This window comes from Corynebacterium sp. CNJ-954 (assembly GCF_001942345.1).
Classification (GTDB): Bacteria; Actinomycetota; Actinomycetes; order Mycobacteriales; family Mycobacteriaceae; genus Corynebacterium.
Map to the genome: position 1 here is coordinate 86,583 of NZ_MKKI01000046.1, position 21,306 is coordinate 107,888.

Here is a 21,306-nt window from a genome sequence, read left to right on the forward strand (position 1 = left end):
CTCGGTCGGTATGACTGATCCCGATGCGCCGTTGAGCTGGCCACTGCCGTCCGCCGACATCGTCGGGGAACTCGGCGACGGGACGACGTTGCGGCTGCGGGCACCGGTGGACAGTGACCTGCCGGGACTGGTGACCTCCAGCAGGCATGCGGATTCGCGGCGGTTCACCCACCTGGAGGAGAACTACTCCCGCGGCGATGCCGAAGCTTTCCTACGCACGATGGCCCGTTCCCCGACGGCGATGCTGTGGATCGTCGATGATCCAGACGCGCCGGGACAGTTCGGGGGAACACTCGAGGTGCGGTTGGTCAGCAGGGAGGCCCGGTGCGTGGAACTGGGGTACACCACGGCGCCCCACCTGCGAGGACGTGGCCTGATGACCGCGGTGGTGCGGTCAGTCACGGAGTTCCTCTTCGACTACCGTGTGCACCGGGTCCAGATCAAGGCGAACCCCGAGAACGCCCCGTCCTGCGCAGTGGCGGTCAACGCCGGATTCTTCCGTGAGGGGACGGCCCGGGACGCCGAGATGCTGCGGGGCCGGTTCAACGACCTCGACACTTTCGCCCGCCTGGCTACGGACGGGTGAGTGCCCGGGCTGTCAGCGCGACGGTGCGGTCGGGGTCGGTGGTGAAGGCCGACAGGGCGGTCACGGCAACTGTTCCGGCTGGTCCGGCGGCGCCGACGAGTTCGGCGAGAGCCTGGACCGTGCGCAGTCGGGCGTCCCGCGGCGCGGTGGCGCCGGACGACGCGAGTTGTGAGACGACCTCTTCCGCCGTGTGCGGGTGTCGACGGCACAGGGACGCCAGAGCCTCGGAGGCCTCGACGTCGTGGTCACCGTCGACAACCATGGACACCAGGCGCCCGGTGAGACCGTCGTCGGCCTCCCGGTGGGCGAGTGACAGGACGGCGCGTGAGCGTACGGCGCGGTCTTTGTCGTCGGCCAGGATCTTCAGGGCTGCCGTGGAGGTTTTCCCGGCGATGTCGTCGAGGGCTTCGACGATGCGCAGGCGTGCCGTCGAATCTGCTGACGCTCTCCGGGCGGTGAGTGCGCGGACGGCCTTCTCGCCGGCGTGCGCCAGCGACCAGCGTAGTGTCCCGGCGACGTTGGGATCTACTTCGTCCAGGTAAGACGTGACGAGCGCGGTGGTCGCCCGGCCCGGCGCAGTGCGCAGGACGGCGGACTGCCGGGCACCGGAATGCCGTGACCGCAGGGCGCTGAGCAGTGACGTGACAGCCAGGACATCGTCCCAGCTGTCCGGCGGATCGCCGTGGTGGTCCCGGAGGGAATCCAGCTGGTCAAGGAGAGCCTCCTCATCGCGGATCCTCTCCCGGGTCTCCTCGCGCAACCGGTCGACGACAGCGGCGACGTCGAGGGCAGGGTCGTCGAGTGCGGTACGGACCTCCTCGACGCCCAAGCCCAGGGACCGCAGCGACTCCACCTTCATCAGGCGTCCGAGGTCCCCACGGGAGTATTCCCGGTAGCCACCACTGGTGCGGTGCGACGGAGTGACCAGACCGTGTGCGTCGTAGTACCGCAGCATCCGCGTACTGACCCCCGTCCTGCGCGACACCTCACCGATGAGCATGCTCTGATCCTAATCCGTGCTGTTACCCGGGGTGGGTGACCGCGTATTCGGCCGCGTCGAAACCGTAGTCGGGGTCGTCGAGGAGGATCAGGGTGGCCGCGGCATGGGATGCGGCCACGCCGTCAGTCTTGCTGGCATCGTCGAGGACAAGCCGGCCGGCCTCCCCGAGCTGGAGGAACGCCCGGGAGAGACTGCGGCGCAGTTCCCGGGGACCCCGACCAAGTTGGGTGGTGAGACGGGTCGCGAGCTGTCGTGCGTCTCTCGTCGGGACAAGACCGGCAGCGGCACGCCATGCCGTGCGGGCGACGTCATCGTCGGCGTCGCCGAGCAGATCATCGGTGATGTGCCGATAGGCGGAGTCCTCACCGATCTTGGACAGGGTGTGCAGTGCCTGTGCCCGCGCCTGCGGAGTGGGCGAGAGCAGTTCGGTGAGCAGCGCCGGCAGGGTGACCGACGCAGGGTGCCTGGTGAGTGCCCAGGTCAGCATGTCGCGGACGAAGAAGTCCGGCTCGACTGCGCACCGGGCGACGAGTTCGTGGACGGTGGCGGTGTCCGCAGGGTCCGGGCTGGTGCCTGCGTCCAGTGCGGCGCGGAGGCGGGCGGAGGGGTCCGTGGCGTTGAGATTCATGACCTCAGTCGACACCCTGACACGCTGTGAAGGTCAAGCGTGAAAATAACTAGACAGCTCGGTCTACATTTGTGTTAGGCTCGGGGTCACGATCAAGAAGTTCATCCCGTGGTCGCAATGCACCTTTCAGGATGCGGCGGCCACCCGGACCCCGGCTGGCGTGGATGACTGGCAACCGTGTCGCGGACACCGGTGCCCCCGGAGGACGATCGGCCTCGTCGCGCACCGATGACACGACGGGGAAACGCGAACTCATAGGAGCATCATGCGTCATCCACAATGCCGACTGTTCCATCCGGGACATCAGGTCCACCACATCCAGGCACGGAAAGTCGCCGAGGTACTCCACCCGGCGTCAGGAGGACTCGAACGCTTCACAGCGGCGGAACTGACCGATCTCGGCGGGGGATGGTTTGAGGCTGACATCGGCGGTGAGACACGGCTCGGCTGGAACCACAGTCTCGACGACGTGGCTGCATTCTCCCGCGACTCCATCCTGGGAGAGGTGCTCTTCATCCCTGAGTACTCCGCCCTGGTGTGCGTGCGGGGACAGTTCGACTCCGTCGCTTCGCAGCGACGGCTCCTGTACCCGGCCTGGGGGAGGAGGCAGGACTGCATCCCGGTGAGCGCCGTGATCTGACCGCGGTGCGGCTACGGGCGACTCAGGCGTCGTCTCGACGGTCCTCGGAACCGCCGTCATCGTCGCCGTCATCGTCGCCGTCCTCACCGGTGACTTCGCTGGTGACCTGCTCGGCCAGCGCGTCGGAGTCGGCGTCGGACTCCTCGAGTTCATCCGACAGTTCGGTCTCATCGTCGCTGCTGAAGTCGGCGTCGTCGTCCTCACGCTGTTCGGTGAGGTCGCGGATGGTGTCACGGTGGCCGCTCTCCTCGGAGAGACGCCTGCGGGCGTAGATCCACCAGCCCACCAGGAGCGCCACCATCGCCATGCCGAGGTACCCCAGAACCGGGTAGACGTAGGTCATCAGGGTGTCGAAGCCGATGAAGCTCACGGCGTACCCTGCGGCGCACAACGCGAGGAACACCGGGGTGTACCAGGAGGGACGGGAGGACGTGACCCGCTTGCCCAATGCATAGAACATGCCGATGGCGGTGTTGTAGATCATCGCGAAGATGATGAACACCATCACGTAGGCCATCGCCGGGTGCATCGAGTCGAACAGGGTCAGCATCGGCACATCGTCGCCGGCGACAGTCTCGATGTTGGCCAGCAGCGTGAACACGGCCAAGGCAAGCAGGACGGTGTAGATGATTCCGCCGAGCAGCCCGCCGCGTCCGGCGTCGCGCATGCTCGCGTGGTTGCCTCCGATCACGAGCGACATCGACACGCCCAGGAGAAGAGCGAGCCCGTTGTAGTTCACCGCTGAGAGCCACCAGGGGCTCACCGGTGACTCTTCCTGGGTCGCCAGGTCGTTGACGACGCCGAAATCGTCGGGCAGGTTGAACAGCGTGTAGACGAACCCGATGACGACCGCGATGATCAGGAGTGGGGTCAGCCCGCCGATGATGTCGCTGACCTTGTCGACGTCGAGCAGACCAGTGACCATGACCAGGGCTGTCATGATCAGCGCGCCGATCCACGCCGGGAGGCCGAACTGCTGCTCCAGGTTCGACCCGGCACCGGCGAGCATCACGAAACCGATACAGAACAACGTCAGGGTGACCACGATGTCCAGTGCCCATGACACTGCCGGATGGGTGATGCTGCGGAACACCGCCTTGTGTTCGTCCGCGAGGAAGTAGCTGCCGAGCTGCAGGATCACTGCACCAGCCACGGACATCACCACACCGGCGAGAATTGCCCCCCACAGCCCGTTGATGCCGAAGGACGCGAAGTACTGGATGACCTCGAGTCCGGTGGCGAAACCGGCGCCCACGAGCAGTCCGAGGAATGCCATCGATATCTTGAGTTGTTCTTTCACAGTGCCGTCCTCTTGGAGTCGTCGTCTCGTGGCTGTCTCGCCGTCGCCTGCGGCTGGACTGCTGGACTGTACCGCATATCGTCCTGGTCCGTTGGACGTCGGCACTGTCGCTCCCGTCCTGCATGGGCTACTGTTACTGGCCATATGTGGATCGGAACTCTTGAACTTGACGTTCTCCTCGGCGACGTACACTCGCTCAAACAGAAACGCTCCGTGGTCCGGCCGGTGATCGCGGAAGTGCACCGGAAGTTCGGTATTTCCGTGGCGGAGGTCGATCACCGTGACCTCCACCGACGGACGGCGATCGGCGCGTCGGTGGTCAGTGGGGACCGGGAGCACGTCGTCGAGATCCTGGAGGCGGTGGAACGTCTCGTCGCTGCGCGGCCCGAGATCCAGGTGTTGTCCGCGCGGCTCCGGTACCTTTCCTCCGGGGATCTTGAAGACCTCTAGTTCACTTCTAGGCGGTCGTGTCGGGGGCAGGGCCGGAACGACGCGGTGGGCGTCCACGTCTGGGTAGTTCGCCGGTCGTTTTCGGTAACCGCCCGGCCCGGCGCAGCTGATCGCGCAGCATCACCTCGATCTGGGCGTTCACGCTGCGCAGGTCATCGTGGGCCCAGCGGGCGATCGCGTCGTAGACCGCCGGGTCGATGCGAAGTGGGACGTTCTTACGCGCCATGGAGACCACCGGTGTTGATCACCGGTTGGGTCGACGAGTCGGAGCACAGGACGACGAGCAGGCTGGAGACCATGGACGCGCGGCGTTCCGGATCCAGGTCGACGATGTCGCGTTCCTCCAGCTGGTCGAGAGCTGTCTGGACCATCGACACCGCACCGTCGACGATCTGCTCCCGGGCGTCGACGACCGCCTGGGCCTGCTGACGCTGCAGCATCGCGCCGGCGATCTCCGGGGCGTAGGACAGCGCGGAGATGCGGGCCTCGACGATCTCGAGCCCAGCGACGGCGACACGGGCGGCGACCTCGTCGGCCAACTCCTGCGAGACCACGTCGGTGGAACCGGCGAGGCTGGTGGCGGCGTCCCCGGACGTCCCGTCGGCGTTGATGCGTCCCGGCACGGAGTCATAGGGGTGGGTGGTCGCCACGTGGCGCAGTGCGGACTCGGACTGGGAGTGGATGAACTCCTCGACGTCCTCGACGGAGAAGGTGGCCTTCGCGGTGTCGGACACCTGCCAGACGACGATCGCGCCGATCTTCACCGGGTTGCCGTTGAGGTCGTTGACCTTGATTTCGTTGGTCTCGAAGTTCCGGACCCGGACACTGACCTTCTTCGACGTCGCCAACGGGGGCACGAGGGTGAGACCGGTGGTCCGGTTGGTGCCGAGGTACCGGCCGAAGAACTGGACGACCTGGGTGTGGCCGGGGTTGATGACACGCAGCATCGTCAGGATGACCACGGACAGGAGGATGAGGACCACGCCGACGCCGATGAGTGTACCGCCGAGTGCCTCACCGACGCTCCCGGAACTCATGCCCACCCCGGCCCAGACGATCAGGGCGATGGGGGCGAGGAAGAGAACGATACCGCCGAGGAGGGCGAAGACGGCCAGTCCGGTGGAACCGGACCACGCACGGTGCTCGCTGATGCTCACGTTGGTGCCGTCGTGTCCGACGGGGGTGCCCGCGACGCCGTCGGGGGCCGCGGTGGGGGTCTCGGGTGTCATGGTGTCCTTTCTGCGCCCGGAATCTCCGGAAACTGATATCACTTAACGTTAAAGTGATATCAGTTTGATGTCAACAGACTGCTCATCCGCTCAGCCACCAGACCGTTCGCCCGTCAGCCTCAGGGCAGGTCCACGTGACACCATGCAGTAGGCTGGAGCACCGTGACTGACGCGAAGAACTCCCCCCAGAACGCATCGCAGGTCTCCCCGGAGATTGACGGCGGTGACCTCCCCGAGCAGGTGAAGGTCCGACGTGGCAAGCGTGACCGCCTCATCGCCGACGGCCGTGACCCGTACCCGGTGGAGGTCGCCCGCACCCATGCGCTCAAGGACATCGTCGCGTCCTACACTGTTCTGCCGAAGGACGAGGAAGAGGCGGTGGCGATCGAACGGGTCGCAGGGGTCACCTACCTGGAGGCCGGCGACGAGACCCAGGAAGAGGTGGGAATCGCCGGCCGGGTCATCTTCGTACGTAACACCGGCAAGCTGGCGTTCGCCCGGATCCAGGACGGGGACGGTACCCAGCTGCAGGCGATGCTGTCGCTGGCCGAGGTGGGGGAGGACGCCCTGGCGTCCTGGAAGTCCGACGTCGACCTCGGCGACATCGTCTTCATCCACGGCCGTGTGGTCGCCTCGAAGCGCGGCGAACTCTCCGTCATGGCGGACTCCTGGTCGATGGCCTCGAAGTCGCTGCGCCCGTTGCCGGTGGCACACAAGGAACTCAGCGAAGACACCCGCATCCGCCACCGCTACACGGATCTGATCATGCGTGAACAGGCCAGGACCAACGCGGTGACACGTATCAAGGTCATGCGTGCCCTGCGCCACGCGCTGGAGCGTCGTGACTTCCTCGAGGTCGAGACTCCGATGCTGCAGACCCTCCACGGTGGTGCCGCCGCGCGACCGTTCGAGACCCACTCCAATGCGCTGGACATCGATCTCTACCTCCGGATCGCGCCGGAGCTCTACCTCAAGCGCTGTGTCGTGGGTGGCATCGACAAGGTCTTCGAGGTCAACCGTAACTTCCGTAACGAGGGGGTGGACTCGTCCCACTCACCGGAGTTCGCGATGCTCGAGACCTACCAGGCCTACGGGACCTATGACACCGGCGCGACACTGATCCGTGAGGTCATCCAGGAAATCGCCGAGGAGGTCTTCGGCTCCACCACCGTGACGCTCGTGGACGGTACCGAGTACGACTTCGGCGGTGAGTGGAAGACCATGGAGATGTACCCCTCCCTGAACGAGGCGCTCAACCGTAAGTTCCCCGACCAGGAGGTTGTCGACGAGGTTACCGTGGACACCTCTGTCGAGCAGCTCAAGACACTGGCGGCGGTGATCGGTCTGCCGGTCCCCGCGAAGGGGGGATGGGGCCACGGCAAGCTCGTCGAGGAGATCTGGGAGCTCCTGTGCGAGGATCAGCTCTACGGGCCGGTCTTCGTCCGTGACTTCCCGGTCGAGACGTCCCCGTTGACCCGCCAGCACCGTAGCAAGCGCGGGGTGACGGAGAAGTGGGACCTGTACGTGCGGGGATTCGAGCTGGCGACCGGCTACTCCGAGCTGGTGGACCCGGTGATCCAGCGTGAACGCTTCGAGGACCAGGCGCGTCTGGCCGCCGGCGGAGACGACGAGGCGATGGTGCTGGACGAGGATTTCCTGGCGGCTATGGAGCAGGGCATGCCGCCGACTTCCGGAAACGGTATGGGCATCGACCGTCTGCTGATGGCGCTGACGGGACTGGGTATCCGTGAGACGGTGCTGTTCCCGATGGTGAAGCCGGAAAGGGACAGCTGAGGCGGAGCTGTCAGTGGCGTGTGTCACAATGTGTGAGTAACGGCCGTCGGGTCTTCCGGTGGCCGTTTTTGTGACTCACAACTGGAGATACCGTGATAGAGAAGCAAGCTACAGCGGGCGACCGCACGACCAACCGTAGGGTGTTCATCGGCAGCCTCAGCGGCAGCGCCATCGAATGGTTCGACTTCTTCCTGTACGCCACGGCTGCGGCGATCATCTTCGACAAGCAGTTCTTCCCGTCGGACGATCCGCTCGTCTCGCAGATGCTGGCGTACCTGACCCTGTCGCTGACCTTCTTCATCCGTCCGTTGGGTGGGGTGGTCTTCTCCCATATCGGGGACCGTATCGGACGCAAGAAGACACTGGTGATCACACTGTCGTTGATGGGTGGGGCCACAGTGGCCATCGGCCTGTTGCCGACCTATGAGCAGGTGGGGGTCCTTGCCCGATCCTGTTGATCCTGTGCCGGATCATCCAGGGGATGGCCATCGGGGGAGAGTGGGGCGGAGCGCTTCTGCTGGCATTCGAGTATGCGCCGGAGAACCGACGTGGATTCTTCGGTTCTGTGCCGCAGACCGGGATCACCATCGGCATGCTCCTGTCGACCATCGCATTCTCCATCGTGACCATGCTCCCGGACGACCAGTTCGAATCCTGGGGATGGCGACTGCCCTTCATCGCCAGCATCATCCTGGTGATCGTCGGCCTCTGGATCCGCAGTGGCCTGGCGGACACCCCGGCATTCCGCGAGAACAAGGCGTCCGGGAACGTGGCGAAACTGCCGATCAAGGACACCCTGCGCGACCACTGGCGTTCTGTTCTTGTCGCCACCGGCGCAAAGGTTGTCGAGACCGGTCCGTTCTACGTGTTTGCGACGTTCGTCGTCAGTTACGCCACCGGTGTGCTGGACTTTGAGCGGTCCACGGCGCTGAACGCCGTCAGTGCAGCGGCTTTCATCAGCACCATCGTCATTCTGCTGATGGGGAGGTTGTCGGACCGGACGGGACGGCAGGCCATGTTCATGACGGGCACGGTGCTGATCGCCCTGTTCTCCATTCCCTTCTTCCTGCTCCTGGATCTCCGGATGAACTGGGCTCTGTTTGTGGCGGTGATCATCGGGCTGGGTGTCGTCTGGCCGCCGGTCACGGCGACTCTCGGAACCTTCACGTCCGAGATCTTCAGCACCCGGGTGCGTTATACGGGAGTGACCCTGGGGTACCAGCTCGGCGCGGCGATCTTCGGCGGAACGGCGCCGCTCATCGCGACGTGGATGCTCTCCGAGTTCGACGACGCCTGGTGGCCTATCGCGGCATACATGATCGCCCTGGCGCTGCTCTCGTTCATTGCGGTGGCGTGTGCCGGGCCGGTGCGGAAGAAGGAGGCGGAACTCCTGCGGCGGCGTGGGCTTGTCGAGGCGGCGGACACCATCGGCTGATCTCTGGAACGGTCACTCCACCCGCGGGGGTGGTTCATGGGGGGATATTGAGTCGCTCGCCCGGGCGTGACCTCGAATAATGCGGCCGTGCTGTGCCGTGGGCGGAGAATCGGGACATTTGTGACGCGGATCATGGTTCGTGGTTATGATGTAATCATTATCTATCCGACCCAACTCCATGACTGTCTAAGACTGTCCGTCCCCCGGTGACCGCCGGGGCGACACTCGAGTACAGCGAAAGGTAGCTGCCTCACCATGAGTGACCGAAGCAAGCGGAACGATTCCACACCGGGCCTCAACACGATCAAGCGTGACGCCATCGGTACCGCAATGCGTGTCCTGACCCGCTTCACCGGCTCCGACCTGGCCACCAAGTACGGTCTGAGCGAGAAGGTGGACCGGGTGGCCTATGAGTCCACCAAGGGCGGAATGCGTACCCTCGGTGCGATCAACCGCCAGTTCAAGAAGTCCAAGGGCTCCGGCAAGCCGGTGCGCCTGGAGAACCAGGGTAGCGAGGGTGACGGCACCACCGAGCCGAAGAAGCCCGCGAAGGCCCTCTTCGACCTAACCCCCTCCGAAGACCAGGAGATGCTGACCTCCGCCGTGCGTGAATTCGCCGAGGAGCAGCTCCGCCCCGGTGCGCACGACGCCGATGAGGCCGCAGAAACCTCCCAGGAGATCCTGAACACCGCAGCTGAACTGGGAATCTCCCTGGTCAGCCTGCCGGAGGAGTTCGAGGGTCTGGCCTCCGAGTCCGCCTCCACGACCTCCGCTCTCGTTGCAGAGGCACTGGCATTCGGCGATATGGGACAGGCCGTCGCCATCCTGGCGCCCGCCGGTGTCGCCACCACCATCACCAACTACGGTGATGATGCACAGCAGAAGACCTACCTGCCGGAGTTCGCCGGCGAGTCGGTTCCCCAGGCTGCCGTGATCGTCAACGAGTCCCGTGCCCTGTTCGACCCTTTCGTCCTGCAGACCACCGCCAAGCGTGAGGGCGACAATATCGTCATCAACGGTGTGAAGACCATGGTCCCCAGCGCCGGCTCCGCCGAGCTGTTCGTCGTCGCCGTGGACCTCGACGGCGTCAACACCTTCGCCATCGTCGAGTCCTCCACCGAGGGCGTCGTGGTCGAGGCCGACCCGTCCATGGGTGTCCGTGCCGCAGGCCTGGGCCGCGTCCTGCTCAAGGACGTGAAGGTTCCGGCCTCCAACCTGCTCGGTGGTGCAGAGCTCGACAACGAGACCCGCACCGAGAACTACGCCGAGATCATCCGCCGCGCCCGACTGGGCTGGGCCGCACTCGCTGCCGGTACCTCCGAGGCCGTGCTCGAGTACGTCAAGCCCTACGTCAAGGAACGCCAGGCCTTCGGTGAGCCCATCGCACACCGTCAGTCCGTCGCCTTCATGGTCGCCAACATCCGCATCGAGCTCGACGGACTGCGCATGATCCTGCTCCGCGGTGTCTCCCGGATCGACCAGGGACTCTCCTACAACCGCGAGGCCGGTCTCGCCCGTCGCTTCGCCGCGGACCGTGGCATGCAGATCGGTCTCGACGGCGTCCAGCTGCTCGGTGGCCACGGTTACACCAAGGAGCACCCGGTGGAGCGGTGGTACCGCGACCTGCGTGCCATCGGTGTCGCCGAAGGCGTCGTGGTCCTGTAAGTCCCCGTCAGTAACAACCTCGAAGGAGCACTGTAATGATCAACCTGGAACTCCCGAAGAAGCTGCGCGGGACCATCAACCAGGCCCACCAGGCCGCCGCGGAGATCTTCCGTCCCATCGCACGCAAGTACGATCTCGCCGAGCACGAGCGTCCCATCGAGCTCGACACCATGGCATCCCTGGTCGAAGGAATGACCGACGGCGGCGGCAACCTCGCCGGAGCATCCGGCGGCCGCGGTGACAAGAAGAAGGACGACGGATCCGTCCGCAACGGCGGCAACATGTCTTCCCTGGTCAACGTCATCGAGACCTGCTGGGGCGACGTCGGGCTCACCCTGTCGATCCCCTACCAGGGTCTCGGCAACTCGGCCATCGCCGCTGTGGCCACCGATGAGCAGCTCGAGCGGTTCGGCAAGGTGTGGGCATCCATGGCCATCACCGAGCCGCAGTTCGGTTCCGACTCCGCAGCGGTCGCCACCACCGCGAAGTTGGACGGCGACGAGTACGTCCTGAACGGTGAGAAGATCTTCGTCACCGCCGGCGACCGGTGCACCCACGTCGTCGTCTGGGCCTCTGTCGACAAGTCCGCCGGCCGCGCCGCCATCAAGTCCTTCGTCGTCCCCCGCGACACCCCGGGCTTTGAGCTGGCCCGACTGGAGCACAAGCTCGGCATCCGTGCCTCTGACACCGCCCACTTCATCCTGGACAACGTGCGCGTCCCGAAGGAGAACCTGCTGGGTTCCCCGGAGGTCGACACGAAGAAGGGCTTCGGCGGCGTCATGGCGACGTTCGACAACACCCGTCCGCTGGTGGCAGGCATGGCCGTCGGTGTCGCCCGCGCCTCGCTGGAGAAGCTGCGCAAGATCCTGACGAAGGCCGGTCTGGAGATCGACTACGATGCTCCGAGCTGGAACCAGCCCGCTGCCGTGGCCGAGTACATCCGCCTCGAATCCGACTGGGAGGCTGCGTACCTGTTGACTCTGCGTGCCGCCTGGATGGCGGACAACAAGCAGCCGAACAACAAGGAAGCCTCCGAGTGCAAGGCGAAGGCCGGTCGCATGGCCACCGACCTGACCCTGCGCGCCGTCGAGCTTGCCGGCACTTACGGCTACTCCGAGCGCTCCCTGCTCGAGAAGTGGTCCCGCGACTCGAAGATCCTCGACATCTTCGAGGGCACCCAGCAGATCCAGCAGCTGGTTGTCGCCCGCCGTGAGCTGGAGCTGACCTCAGCACAGCTGAAGTAGCAGTTCACAGGACCAAGAGCGGCCTCCAGTCACACCGACTGGAGGCCGCTCTTTGCGGTTCGGTCATCCTCGGACGCTCCGTCCGTCCTCCCCCGCGCATCCCGCGGCAGTACCGTCAGACGACCGCAGGCAGCCTGGCGATGTGGCTGCTGGTGGGCGCATCGTGCCCAGTCACCCGGGGATACGTCACTCTTCGCACCCCATAACCGAGCGATTCAATTGTGACCTGCAGGTTCGCGAGGATCAGAAGCTTATAAAGTGCGATAGTCCACGTCGAAGACTGCACAGGGGTCCGGGAACCGCGACTAGATCCGGAGCACCAGGGAGATGATGAGTAGTGCGATAACGGCCCCGCCAGGAATGGCGAGGACGGTGAGCGCGATGCCGGTGACGACGATCAACACGCGCGGTGGGGGCTTCCGGTGATCTGGCGTCATCATGTACTCCGGCGGTCAGACGGACTGTAGGTTGTGTGCTTCGCAGATTACCCGCTCAGAGGCCCGTCAGCTGCGTGAACGATAGCAGTCCGGCACAGGGAAGAGCGGCCCGCAGACTCTATCTGCGGGCCGCTCTCGGTCGCTCGGGATGACCGCGTGCGTTCAGTGCGTCATCGCGGTTCTATGCGGCGTCGTCGTCATCCATCCCGTTGTCGACGGCGGGGAGTTCACGCGGGACGATCTTGCCCACGGCGTTGCGCGGGAGCACGTCCATGAACACGTAGTACCGGGGGACGTTGTGGCGGGCGAGTTTCGCCTTCACGGCCGCCTTCGCGCGTTCCTCGAAGCCTTCCTTGTCCTTTTCGTCGTTGACGACGACATAGGCTGCGAGGGCCTGACCGAAGTCAGGGTCGGCGACACCGTGGACGGCGACCTCGTAGACCTCGGGCATGTCGGAGATGACATCCTCGGCTTCCTGCGGGTACACGTTCTCGCCGCCGGAGACGATCATGTCGTCGCTGCGTCCGGCCAGGTAGAACAGGCCGTCCTCGTAGTAGCCGAGGTCACCGGTGGAGACCAGGCCGTTGAGGTTCTCCTTGTCCACCCCGGGACGGGTGTAGCCCTCGAAGAGCAGGTCATTGCCCACGAAGACCCGTCCGACGACACCCTCAGGAACCTCTTCGCCGTCGTCGTCGACGATTTTCAGAACCGTGGCCATCGGCGGCTTGCCCGCCGTCGTCGGGTGCTCGTCAAGTTCGTGCGGCTGAGCGATCGAGGCCCAGCTGATCTCGGTGGAACCGTAGAGGTTGTAGAGAATCTTCCCGAACTTCTCATGAGTGTCACGGATGACCCGCGGCGGAAGCGCCTCACCGCAGGCGACGATCGATTTCACACCGGGGTTGAAGTTCTCCGGGACCGCTTCGAGGAGGCGACGGAGCTGGGTGGGGACGATCGCGATATTCGCCGGACGGTTCGCTTCGATGAGCTTCACCGCTGCGCGCGGGGAGAACTTGCGCTGCAGGATGAACGTCGCGCGCAGTGCCAGTCCCAGCTGGATCTGGCAGAAGCCCCACAGGTGGAACATCGGCGCAGGCACGTAGTAGCCGCGGTGGTGCTTGAGCGGGATCCGGGACATGATCGACGACGCCGGAAGGTAGGTCTTCGGCTCCGGGCGGCGGGCACCCTTCGGAGTGCCGGTCGTTCCGGAGGTCAGGATGATCGTCCGGCCGCGACGGGGGCGTGTCGGGATCTTCGACTCGGCGGGACCCGTGCGCAGGACCTCCGTCAGTGTCGGCCAGTCCGGATTCCTGCTGGCGTGGTCCTCGGACTTCTGCGCGTCGGCGACGTTACTGGCGTACTCGATATCGGCCGTCCGGGCCTCCCTCTCCTCCTCGGTGAGGGGGGCGGCGGCGGTGTCCTGGTCATCTTCCCAGTTGATGATCACCGGGCATTCGTCGAAGCCCTTGGGGAGCAGGGGGATGAACTCTTCGTCGATGAAGAGCAGGTCGATCTTCTGCTCCTTCATGACGGCACGGGTCTGTTCAGCCGATGCGCCCGTGTTGAACAGGACGATGTCGGTCCCCAGACGGCCGTGTGCGCACAGCGTCATGATGAATCCACGGTGGTTCCGGCTGAGCATGCCGATCTTGTCGCGCTCGCGGACGCCGGTCCGGTAGAGGGCCTCGGCCAGCTTGTTTGTCTGGTCATGGAGCTCGCCGTAGGTGATTGACCCGGCGTCATCGAGAATGGCGGTGTGGTAGGGATCCTGCGCCGCACCGATGGCCAGAAGACCCGCGGGGGTGAATGACCACTGGACGATGGCCTTCAGGGCCTTGCCCATGGCGACCGGGCTCATCGCGCCGAAGACGCCGGACTTGACGAGGGGAATTGCTCCTTCGGCGAGTTGCGGAAGTTGTTTCAGCGTGACTGCGGGGTCAGATCCGCTCATGGTTCTCCTTTTTCTCGGACTGAAGCTGCGGCATAGTCGTGACAGACCGCTCAGGGGACGTGGTCGTGTAAGACAGGTTACAGATAAAAATGGTTCGTTTCGCCGGAATAGCTGTATGGGGTTCCGGGAGCCGTGAAAAACACCTGTTCGCTGACGGCGTACAACGCGTCCAGAGGCAGGAAAAGCATGCGGTGACCTGGTGTTTTATAGGCCTTTGGTGGGGGTACGCGTCAGGGAACAAGCCGTGGGTGGCTGTCGTTGTACAAAGTGACTCAACGTGGAGACGCTGAATCACTAAGGTGGTCCCCACATCCGGACCTTGAAGCGAGGGAGAGCAAATGTTCGAGAGGTTCACCGACCGTGCGCGACGGGTCGTCGTCCTGGCACAGGAAGAGGCCCGCGCGCTCAACCACAACTACATCGGCACCGAGCACATCCTGCTGGGGCTGATCCACGAGGGTGAGGGCGTTGCCGCCAAGGCTCTTGAATCCATGGGTATTTCCCTGGAGGCGGTGCGTACCGAGGTCGAGGACATCATCGGCACCGGTGGACACCCGCCGAGCGGGTACATCCCCTTTACCCCCCGGGCCAAGAAGGTTCTGGAGCTGGCCCTCCGTGAGGCGCTGCAGCTCGGCCACAAGTACATCGGCACCGAGCACATCCTGCTGGGACTCATCCGCGAGGGTGAGGGGGTGGCCGCACAGGTGCTGGTCAAGCTCGGTGCCGACCTGTCCCGCGTGCGTCAGCAGGTCATCCAGCTGCTGTCGGGTTACGAGGGAACCGAGCCTGAGGCTGCCCCGGACGAGCCGGCCACGGCCGGTGTGGGCCAGTCCTCGGATTCGAGCTCCGGCGGTAAGCCGGGCCAGAAGTCCAATTCGCTGGTCCTGGACCAGTTCGGCCAGAACCTGACCCAGGCGGCCAAGGACGGCAAGCTGGACCCGGTCGTCGGACGCGAGAAGGAAGTCGAGCGCATCATGCAGGTGCTCTCGCGTCGTACGAAGAACAACCCGGTCCTCATCGGCGAGCCTGGTGTGGGTAAGACCGCCGTCGTCGAGGGACTCGCCCTCGACATCGTCAACGGCAAGGTGCCGGAGACCCTGAAGGACAAGCAGCTCTACTCACTGGATCTGGGGTCCCTGGTCGCCGGGTCCCGCTACCGTGGTGACTTCGAGGAGCGCCTGAAGAAGGTGCTCAAGGAGATCAACCAGCGCGGCGACATCATCCTGTTCATCGACGAGATCCACACCCTTGTCGGTGCAGGTGCCGCCGAGGGGGCGATCGACGCCGCCAGCATCCTGAAGCCGAAGCTCGCCCGTGGTGAGCTGCAGACCATCGGTGCGACGACGTTGGACGAGTACCGCAAGCACATCGAGAAGGACGCGGCCCTCGAGCGCCGTTTCCAGTCGGTGCAGGTGCCCGAGCCCAGTGCCGAGATGACGATCGAGATCCTCAAGGGGCTCCGCGACCGTTACGAGGCACACCACCGGGTCTCCATCACCGACGGTGCCCTGGCCGCTGCCGCACGGCTGTCGGACCGGTACATCAACGACCGTTTCCTGCCGGACAAGGCCGTCGACCTCATCGACGAGGCGGGTGCGCGGATGCGCATCAAGCGGATGACCGCGCCGAAGGCGATCCAGGACGTCGACGACAAGATCGCCGAGGTCCGTCGCGCCAAGGAAGCCGCCATCGACGACCAGGACTTCGAGAAGGCCGCCTCACTGCGTGACGATGAGCGCAAGCTCACCGAGGAACGCGCGGAGAAGGAGAAGCAGTGGCGTGCCGGTGAACTCGACGATGTCGCCGAGGTCGGTGAGGAGCAGATCGCCGAGGTCCTCGGTGCCTGGACCGGTATTCCGGTCGTCCGGCTCACCGAGGAGGAGTCCACGCGACTGCTCCACATGGAGGATGAGCTGCACAAGCGGATCATCGGCCAGGATGACGCGGTCAAGGCAGTCTCCCGGGCCATCCGACGCACCCGTGCGGGTCTGAAGGACCCCAAGCGTCCGAGCGGTTCGTTCATCTTCGCCGGCCCGTCCGGCGTGGGTAAGACCGAGCTGTCGAAGGCACTGGCGGAGTTCCTGTTCGGCGACGACGACTCGTTGATCCAGATCGACATGGGTGAGTTCCACGACAAGTTCACCGCGTCGCGTCTGTTCGGTGCACCTCCCGGATACGTCGGTTACGACGAGGGTGGCCAGCTGACCGAGAAGGTGCGTCGTAAGCCGTTCTCCGTCGTCCTGTTCGACGAGATCGAGAAGGCGCACTCGGAGATCTACAACACCCTGTTGCAGGTCCTCGAGGACGGTCGACTCACCGACGGTCAGGGCCGGATGGTGGACTTCAAGAACACCGTGCTGATCTTCACCTCCAACCTGGGCACCAGGGACATCTCCAAGGCCGTGGGCATGGGCTTCTCGGGCTCGGGTGAAACCGATGAGGATGCCCAGTACGACCGCATGAAGTCGAAGGTCAACGACGAGCTGAAGAAGCACTTCCGCCCGGAGTTCCTCAACCGTATCGACGACATCGTGGTCTTCCACCAGCTCACCCGGGAGCAGATCGTCCAGATGGTCGACCTGCTGACCGGTCGGGTGAGCAAGGCGCTGGCGGAGAAGGACATGGGTCTGGAACTGTCCGAGGAGGCGAAGAGCCTGCTGGCCGTCCGCGGCTTCGACCCGGTGCTGGGTGCACGTCCGTTGCGTAGGACGATCCAGCGCGAGATCGAGGACCACCTGTCCGAGAAGATCCTGTTCGGCGAGATGGGTGCCGGGGAGATCGTCACCGTCGACGTCGAGAACTGGGACGGCACCGGTAAGGGCGAAGGCGCGAAGTTCGTCTTCGGTTCCCGCCCGAAGCCGCTGCCGGAGATCGCGGCAGAACCCGCCGAGGACGCGCAGGAGAATGTCATCGACGCTGCGACCGACGAGGGTGAACTCCCGGAGACCCAGGATGTCTCCGCAGGAGAGCACCGGGACTGACCGTCCACTGGACGACGTCACGGGACGCCGGTCCTGGCGGCCCCTACCGAGGTAGTCGGTAACGGGCCCCGGGGCCGGCGTCCGTCTGCGTGACGAGCCCGTCAGCGACCAGGGATTCCAGGGCCCGGGCGCGCTGCTCGGCGTCGTCACTGGTCCCGGTGAACTCGTCGACGGCGACCTCTGTGGTCCCCTCCGCCCGGAGGATCGCCATGATCCGCCCCCGCACCTGACGGTCGGTGCCCTCGAACTTCTGGACCCGCTTCTTCGCCGCCGCCGAATCCGCGGCACTCGGTGCCGGGCGTCCCAGGGCGATCCACCGGCAGCGGTCGGAGACCGGGCAGATCCCGCACTGCGGTGACTTCGCGGTACAGACGGTGGCACCGAGTTCCATCAGCGACGCGCACATGCCCACAGCTTCCCGGCGATCCTCCGGCCGGTGCCGCGGATTGCGGTAACCGCGCCTGGTGAGCGCCGGGTCATCGTCCACCCAGGGCATCAGGTCGGCGACGTCGGCGAGGTCTCCGGCTTTCGCCGTGCCCTGCAGGAACTCCCCTCGGGCCAGGCGCCGTTGAACGCGACGGACATTGGTGTCGACGACCGGGACGGCGCATCCGAAGGCGAACGCGGCGACGGCACGAGCGGTGTAGTCGCCGATCCCCGGCAGCGCCAGGAGTTCCGGGACCGTGTCGGGCACCCGGCCGTGATGATCCGTGACGATCGCGCGGGCGCATTCGCGCAGTCGTAGCGCGCGCCGTGGGTACCCCAGGTTCGCCCAGGCCCGGAGTATCTCGTCGGTGGGTGCCTCCGCCAGGTCCGCCGGCGTCGGCCACCGCTCCAACCAGGCGGTCCACAGGGGGACCACCCGGGCCACCGGGGTCTGCTGGGACATGATCTCGCTGAGCAGGACGGCCCACGGGGTGGTGCCGGGGCTCCGCCACGGGAGGTCACGGGCATGCCTGTCATACCACTGGTTCAACGCCGTCCCCAGTGAGGCCGGTTTGTCAGGTGCGGCTGGTGTTTCTTGCGTCGTCACGGTGTCCACTGGGAACTACTGTGCCGCACGGACGGCGCCCGGCAAAAGGCGGTGGCAGAATAGTCGGCATGACATCAGACGAAACAGCACCGGCCCGTGACACCAACGACTCCGCAGGGCACCTCACACCGCAGGAGGCCGTCGAGTTGCTGATGGCCGGCAACCGTCGCTTCATGGACGAGGATTCCGCCCACCCGAACCAGGACCGCGGACGTCGTGAGTTGCTCACCGGTGGCCAGCGGCCCAATGCGGTGGTGCTGGCATGCTCGGATTCGCGAGTCCCGGTGGAGATCGTCTTCGACCAGGGCCTCGGTGACATCTTCGTCATCCGTACCGCTGGCGAGATCACCGACCTGTCAGTGCTCGCGTCACTGGAGTTTGCGGTGGTGTCTCTGGGCGTCCCGCTTGTCGTGGTGCTCGGGCACGAGAGCTGTGGTGCTGTCGCCGCCGCTCAGACAGCATTGGCCACGGGCAGCATGCCCCCGGGGTTCCAGCGCGTGCTCGTCGAGAAGGTCACCCCGTCATTGCTGGCGGCACGGTCGCAGGGTGCGGACACGGGGGAGGACTTCGAGAAGCACCACGTGGTGGAGATCGCGAACCATATCGTCGACCGCTCCCCGGGGATCCTCGAGCGGCTCCGCGACGGCCAGTGCGGTGTGGTCGGTATGCGGTACCGCCTGTCGGACGGCCTGGCCGAACCTGTCGCCAGCTACGGTCTCGAGATTGACGGGGTGCCGGCCACCCCGGTGCCCTGAAGCCGGGGTCGGCGCCCAACCTCCGGGGTGTCATGACGTTGTGGCGGCGTCCGTGCTGGTTACACTGGGCGTGTGAGTCAGCGTAATGATCCCCGGCCGTTGCCCCCGGAAATCTACCAGCGCCGTCGTATCACGGCGGTGGTGGTTCTGGTCGTGGTTGTCGCGCTGTTGTGGTGGGTCATCAGCTCGTTGACCGGTGGGGACGACGGCCAGGACCAGGTCGCCAAGACATCGGAGTCCTCTGCGGTCTCCGAGACCTCGCCCGGGACGACACAGGAATCGACCGAATCCGCGGCATCGAGTGAGGCATCCACGGAAGCGTCAGAGTCTGAGTCGCCGTCACGCTCTGCTGAGCCCTCGGAGACCGAGCCGGTCCCCGATGACGTCGCGTCGAAGGAAACCTGCGGGCTGGACGACCTCCGCCTGTCCGTACGGCCGGGCGCACCGACGTTCCGGGATGGCCAGCAGCCGAACTTCTTCCTTGAGGTCACCAACCCCACATCCGGGGAGTGCGACATCGACCTCAGCGAGGACGAGCTGAAGTTCGAGGTGTTCACCATGGATTCCGGGTACTCCCGGGTCTGGGGCGACACCGACTGCAATTCACCGACATCGACCGGACGGCTGCGACTGGATCCGGACCAGTCCCGCACCTTCGAGATGACCGCGTGGTCACGGACCACCTCGTCCCCGGACTCCTGCGACAACCGCGAGCCGGTCGGCAACGGCGCGTACATGGTCTACGGGCACATCGGTGACAACACCTCGGAGTCGCAGACGTTCAACCTCGCGTGACGCCGATCTTCGCCACGGCTTCCTGAACAGTACCGACGGCGATGATGCGCAGCCCTTCCGGCGGTGTGGTCCGGTCGGCGCCCCGGGTGGAATCCGGGACGACGGCGGTGGTGAAGCCCAGTCGTCGGGCCTCTGCCAGGCGCTGTCGCAGGTCCGGCACGCGTCGGACCTCACCTCCGAGGCCGACTTCCCCGACCGCGACCAGGCCGGTCGGCAACGCCTTTCCGGAGGCCGTTGACGCGAGGGCCAGTGCGAGTGCGAGATCCGCTCCGGGCTCGTTGATCTTCATCCCCCCGACAGTCGCCGCGTAGACCTCGTGCCCCATCAGATCGACGCCGGCGCGCTTGGCCAGGACCGCCAGCACAACAGCGACGCGGCTGGCGTCGATCCCCGTGACGACCCGTCGAGGTGTGTGCATCTGGGTCTCCAACGCGAGCGTCTGGATCTCACCGAGCATCGGTCGCCGCCCGTCCATCAGGACCGTCACGGCGGTACCGGCGACCGGGTCGTCCCGGTGGTGCAGGAACAGCCCGGACGGGTCGGCAACCTCGCGGATCCCGTCAGCCGTCTGTTCGAAACACCCCACCTCGTCGGTCGCGCCGAACCGGTTCTTCTGCCCGCGCAGGAAGCGCAGGGAGCTGTGCCGGTCGCCCTCGAAATTCAGGACGACATCCACCAGGTGCTCAACGGTGCGCGGACCGGCGACGTTGCCGTCCTTGGTCACGTGCCCGACGAGCAGGACCGGGACTCCGGTGGATTTCGCCAGGGTGGTCAGCGTGGCGGCCACCGCGCGCGTCTGGGCGACACCACCTGCCACGCCCTCCACCCCGGAGGCGTTGAGCGTCTGCAAGGAATCGATGATCACCAGTTCGGGCTGCACTGCGTCGATCTGCCCCAGAGCCGTCTCCAGGTCGTGCTCAGCGGCCAGGAACAGTGACCCGGACAGGGCCCCGGTACGTTCCGCGCGGTGGCGCACCTGTCCCACCGACTCCTCTGCGGTGAGGTACAGGACGCTGCGGTCCTGACGGGCCCACCGGTTGGCGACCTCGAGCAGCAGGGTGGACTTGCCCACGCCGGGTTCACCGGCGAGCAGGACGGCGCTGCCGGGGACAACGCCACCACCGAGCACCCGGTCCAGCTCGCGGATCCCGCTGGTGCGGTGGTTGGCGATGGTCGGGTCGATGTCGGTCACCCGCTGTGCCGGAGATGTCGGGGTCAACCCCGCCGGGGTGGGGGAGGCCGCGGACGTGGCGCCGACGGCGGCCATCGTCCCCCACTCATGACAGGACGGACACCGGCCGACCCACTTCGATACCTGGTGGCCACAGGAGGAGCAGCTGTAGGTGCTGCGGGGTTTGCGGTTCGTGGTTTTCGTGGCCATGGCTC

Annotated in this window: 20 protein-coding genes; 11 read left to right on the forward strand and 9 right to left on the reverse strand. The window is 65.6% G+C overall.

Going from position 1 to position 21,306, the window contains the following annotated elements:
• The first annotated feature begins 10 nt into the window (after positions 1 to 10).
• Complete coding sequence (locus BJF89_RS17685) at positions 11 to 586, forward strand: GNAT family N-acetyltransferase (protein ID WP_075816365.1); 576 nt, start codon at positions 11 to 13, stop codon at positions 584 to 586.
• On the opposite strand, the gene BJF89_RS17690 is transcribed toward BJF89_RS17685, so the two are convergent.
• Both BJF89_RS17690 and BJF89_RS17695 read right to left on the reverse strand, forming a co-directional pair.
• The gene (locus tag BJF89_RS17690; RefSeq protein ID WP_075816366.1) at positions 573 to 1,586 is read right to left on the reverse strand and encodes a MerR family transcriptional regulator; all 1,014 of its coding nucleotides are present in this window, start codon (positions 1,584 to 1,586) and stop codon (positions 573 to 575) included. The two genes, BJF89_RS17685 and BJF89_RS17690, sit on opposite strands and share 14 nt — an antisense overlap.
• 22 nt (positions 1,587 to 1,608) lie before the next feature.
• Complete coding sequence (locus BJF89_RS17695) at positions 1,609 to 2,214, reverse strand: hypothetical protein (RefSeq protein ID WP_075816367.1); 606 nt, start codon at positions 2,212 to 2,214, stop codon at positions 1,609 to 1,611.
• A gap of 265 nt (positions 2,215 to 2,479) precedes the next feature.
• Here BJF89_RS17695 and BJF89_RS17700 point away from each other — a divergent pair, with 265 nt between their 5' ends.
• Positions 2,480 to 2,854, forward strand: a complete 375-nt coding sequence (locus tag BJF89_RS17700; RefSeq protein ID WP_075816368.1) for a hypothetical protein — start codon at positions 2,480 to 2,482, stop codon at positions 2,852 to 2,854.
• 22 nt (positions 2,855 to 2,876) lie between these two features.
• Here the strand turns inward: BJF89_RS17700 and BJF89_RS17705 are convergent, their stop codons facing one another.
• On the reverse strand, positions 2,877 to 4,154 hold the full coding sequence (locus tag BJF89_RS17705) for a hypothetical protein (protein WP_255372737.1): 1,278 nt from the start codon (positions 4,152 to 4,154) through the stop codon (positions 2,877 to 2,879).
• Between the two features lie 144 nt (positions 4,155 to 4,298).
• On the opposite strand from BJF89_RS17705, the gene BJF89_RS17710 reads away from it, so the two are divergent.
• Positions 4,299 to 4,604 carry a DUF503 domain-containing protein gene (locus BJF89_RS17710; RefSeq protein ID WP_075816370.1) on the forward strand — a complete coding sequence of 102 codons (306 nt, stop codon included), beginning with the start codon at positions 4,299 to 4,301 and terminating at the stop codon, positions 4,602 to 4,604.
• Between the two features lie 7 nt (positions 4,605 to 4,611).
• On the opposite strand, the gene BJF89_RS17715 is transcribed toward BJF89_RS17710, so the two are convergent.
• Positions 4,612 to 4,830, reverse strand: coding sequence for a hypothetical protein (locus BJF89_RS17715; RefSeq protein WP_075816371.1), 219 nt, complete (start codon positions 4,828 to 4,830; stop codon positions 4,612 to 4,614).
• Complete coding sequence (locus BJF89_RS17720) at positions 4,820 to 5,833, reverse strand: SPFH domain-containing protein (protein ID WP_075816372.1); 1,014 nt, start codon at positions 5,831 to 5,833, stop codon at positions 4,820 to 4,822. Before BJF89_RS17720 ends, BJF89_RS17715 begins: the two co-directional genes overlap by 11 nt.
• 162 nt (positions 5,834 to 5,995) lie before the next feature.
• On the opposite strand from BJF89_RS17720, the gene lysS reads away from it, so the two are divergent.
• The 5 genes from lysS (at position 5,996) to BJF89_RS17740 (ending at position 11,971) form a co-directional block, all read left to right on the forward strand.
• Positions 5,996 to 7,627 (forward strand): lysine--tRNA ligase, encoded by a 1,632-nt coding sequence (lysS, locus tag BJF89_RS17725; RefSeq protein ID WP_083651099.1) that lies wholly within the window; start codon positions 5,996 to 5,998, stop codon positions 7,625 to 7,627.
• Positions 7,628 to 7,719: 92 nt separating this feature from the next.
• Positions 7,720 to 8,085: an MFS transporter gene (locus tag BJF89_RS19835; protein WP_255372738.1), complete on the forward strand. Its 366-nt coding sequence runs from the start codon at positions 7,720 to 7,722 to the stop codon at positions 8,083 to 8,085.
• A gap of 23 nt (positions 8,086 to 8,108) precedes the next feature.
• The gene (locus tag BJF89_RS17730; RefSeq protein WP_255372739.1) at positions 8,109 to 9,062 is read left to right on the forward strand and encodes an MFS transporter; all 954 of its coding nucleotides are present in this window, start codon (positions 8,109 to 8,111) and stop codon (positions 9,060 to 9,062) included.
• Positions 9,063 to 9,317: 255 nt separating this feature from the next.
• Positions 9,318 to 10,727: an acyl-CoA dehydrogenase family protein gene (locus BJF89_RS17735; protein ID WP_075816373.1), complete on the forward strand. Its 1,410-nt coding sequence runs from the start codon at positions 9,318 to 9,320 to the stop codon at positions 10,725 to 10,727.
• A 35-nt stretch (positions 10,728 to 10,762) separates the two neighbouring features.
• Positions 10,763 to 11,971, forward strand: a complete 1,209-nt coding sequence (locus BJF89_RS17740; protein WP_075816374.1) for an acyl-CoA dehydrogenase family protein — start codon at positions 10,763 to 10,765, stop codon at positions 11,969 to 11,971.
• Between the two features lie 305 nt (positions 11,972 to 12,276).
• Here BJF89_RS17740 and BJF89_RS19840 read toward each other — a convergent pair whose 3' ends face one another.
• The gene (locus tag BJF89_RS19840; protein ID WP_255372740.1) at positions 12,277 to 12,411 is read right to left on the reverse strand and encodes a hypothetical protein; all 135 of its coding nucleotides are present in this window, start codon (positions 12,409 to 12,411) and stop codon (positions 12,277 to 12,279) included.
• A gap of 178 nt (positions 12,412 to 12,589) precedes the next feature.
• Entirely contained in the window at positions 12,590 to 14,356 is a 1,767-nt protein-coding gene (locus BJF89_RS17745; RefSeq protein ID WP_075816375.1) for an AMP-binding protein, read from the reverse strand.
• A 338-nt stretch (positions 14,357 to 14,694) separates the two neighbouring features.
• On the opposite strand from BJF89_RS17745, the gene BJF89_RS17750 reads away from it, so the two are divergent.
• Complete coding sequence (locus BJF89_RS17750) at positions 14,695 to 17,337, forward strand: ATP-dependent Clp protease ATP-binding subunit (RefSeq protein ID WP_075816376.1); 2,643 nt, start codon at positions 14,695 to 14,697, stop codon at positions 17,335 to 17,337.
• 43 nt (positions 17,338 to 17,380) lie between these two features.
• Here BJF89_RS17750 and BJF89_RS17755 read toward each other — a convergent pair whose 3' ends face one another.
• A complete protein-coding gene (locus BJF89_RS17755) occupies positions 17,381 to 18,370 on the reverse strand; it encodes an A/G-specific adenine glycosylase (protein ID WP_075816450.1) in 990 nt (329 codons plus the stop codon).
• Positions 18,371 to 18,438: 68 nt separating this feature from the next.
• On the opposite strand from BJF89_RS17755, the gene BJF89_RS17760 reads away from it, so the two are divergent.
• A complete protein-coding gene (locus BJF89_RS17760) occupies positions 18,439 to 19,125 on the forward strand; it encodes a carbonic anhydrase (protein ID WP_075816377.1) in 687 nt (228 codons plus the stop codon).
• 72 nt (positions 19,126 to 19,197) lie between these two features.
• Positions 19,198 to 19,920 carry a hypothetical protein gene (locus BJF89_RS17765; RefSeq protein ID WP_075816378.1) on the forward strand — a complete coding sequence of 241 codons (723 nt, stop codon included), beginning with the start codon at positions 19,198 to 19,200 and terminating at the stop codon, positions 19,918 to 19,920.
• Here the strand turns inward: BJF89_RS17765 and radA are convergent.
• Positions 19,907 to 21,301: a DNA repair protein RadA gene (radA, locus tag BJF89_RS17770; RefSeq protein ID WP_075816379.1), complete on the reverse strand. Its 1,395-nt coding sequence runs from the start codon at positions 21,299 to 21,301 to the stop codon at positions 19,907 to 19,909. The genes BJF89_RS17765 and radA overlap by 14 nt on opposite strands.
• Between the last annotated feature and the right edge of the window lie 5 nt (positions 21,302 to 21,306).

What these genes read in the sequence shown, in the direction of transcription:
- BJF89_RS17750 (WP_075816376.1), top strand. Translation starts at nt 14,695, where the DNA reads ATGTTCGAGAGGTTCACCGACCGTGCGCGACGGGTCGTCGTCCTGGCA.
- BJF89_RS17720 (WP_075816372.1), bottom strand. Translation starts at nt 5,833, where the DNA reads ATGACACCCGAGACCCCCACCGCGGCCCCCGACGGCGTCGCGGGCACC.
- BJF89_RS17690 (WP_075816366.1), bottom strand. Translation starts at nt 1,586, where the DNA reads ATGCTCATCGGTGAGGTGTCGCGCAGGACGGGGGTCAGTACGCGGATG.
- BJF89_RS17735 (WP_075816373.1), top strand. Translation starts at nt 9,318, where the DNA reads ATGAGTGACCGAAGCAAGCGGAACGATTCCACACCGGGCCTCAACACG.
- BJF89_RS17760 (WP_075816377.1), top strand. Translation starts at nt 18,439, where the DNA reads ATGACATCAGACGAAACAGCACCGGCCCGTGACACCAACGACTCCGCA.
- BJF89_RS17695 (WP_075816367.1), bottom strand. Translation starts at nt 2,214, where the DNA reads ATGAATCTCAACGCCACGGACCCCTCCGCCCGCCTCCGCGCCGCACTG.
- radA (WP_075816379.1), bottom strand. Translation starts at nt 21,301, where the DNA reads ATGGCCACGAAAACCACGAACCGCAAACCCCGCAGCACCTACAGCTGC.
- BJF89_RS19840 (WP_255372740.1), bottom strand. Translation starts at nt 12,411, where the DNA reads ATGATGACGCCAGATCACCGGAAGCCCCCACCGCGCGTGTTGATCGTC.
- BJF89_RS17710 (WP_075816370.1), top strand. Translation starts at nt 4,299, where the DNA reads ATGTGGATCGGAACTCTTGAACTTGACGTTCTCCTCGGCGACGTACAC.
- BJF89_RS17745 (WP_075816375.1), bottom strand. Translation starts at nt 14,356, where the DNA reads ATGAGCGGATCTGACCCCGCAGTCACGCTGAAACAACTTCCGCAACTC.
- BJF89_RS17685 (WP_075816365.1), top strand. Translation starts at nt 11, where the DNA reads ATGACTGATCCCGATGCGCCGTTGAGCTGGCCACTGCCGTCCGCCGAC.
- BJF89_RS17740 (WP_075816374.1), top strand. Translation starts at nt 10,763, where the DNA reads ATGATCAACCTGGAACTCCCGAAGAAGCTGCGCGGGACCATCAACCAG.
- BJF89_RS17700 (WP_075816368.1), top strand. Translation starts at nt 2,480, where the DNA reads ATGCGTCATCCACAATGCCGACTGTTCCATCCGGGACATCAGGTCCAC.
- BJF89_RS17715 (WP_075816371.1), bottom strand. Translation starts at nt 4,830, where the DNA reads ATGGCGCGTAAGAACGTCCCACTTCGCATCGACCCGGCGGTCTACGAC.
- BJF89_RS17730 (WP_255372739.1), top strand. Translation starts at nt 8,109, where the DNA reads ATGGCCATCGGGGGAGAGTGGGGCGGAGCGCTTCTGCTGGCATTCGAG.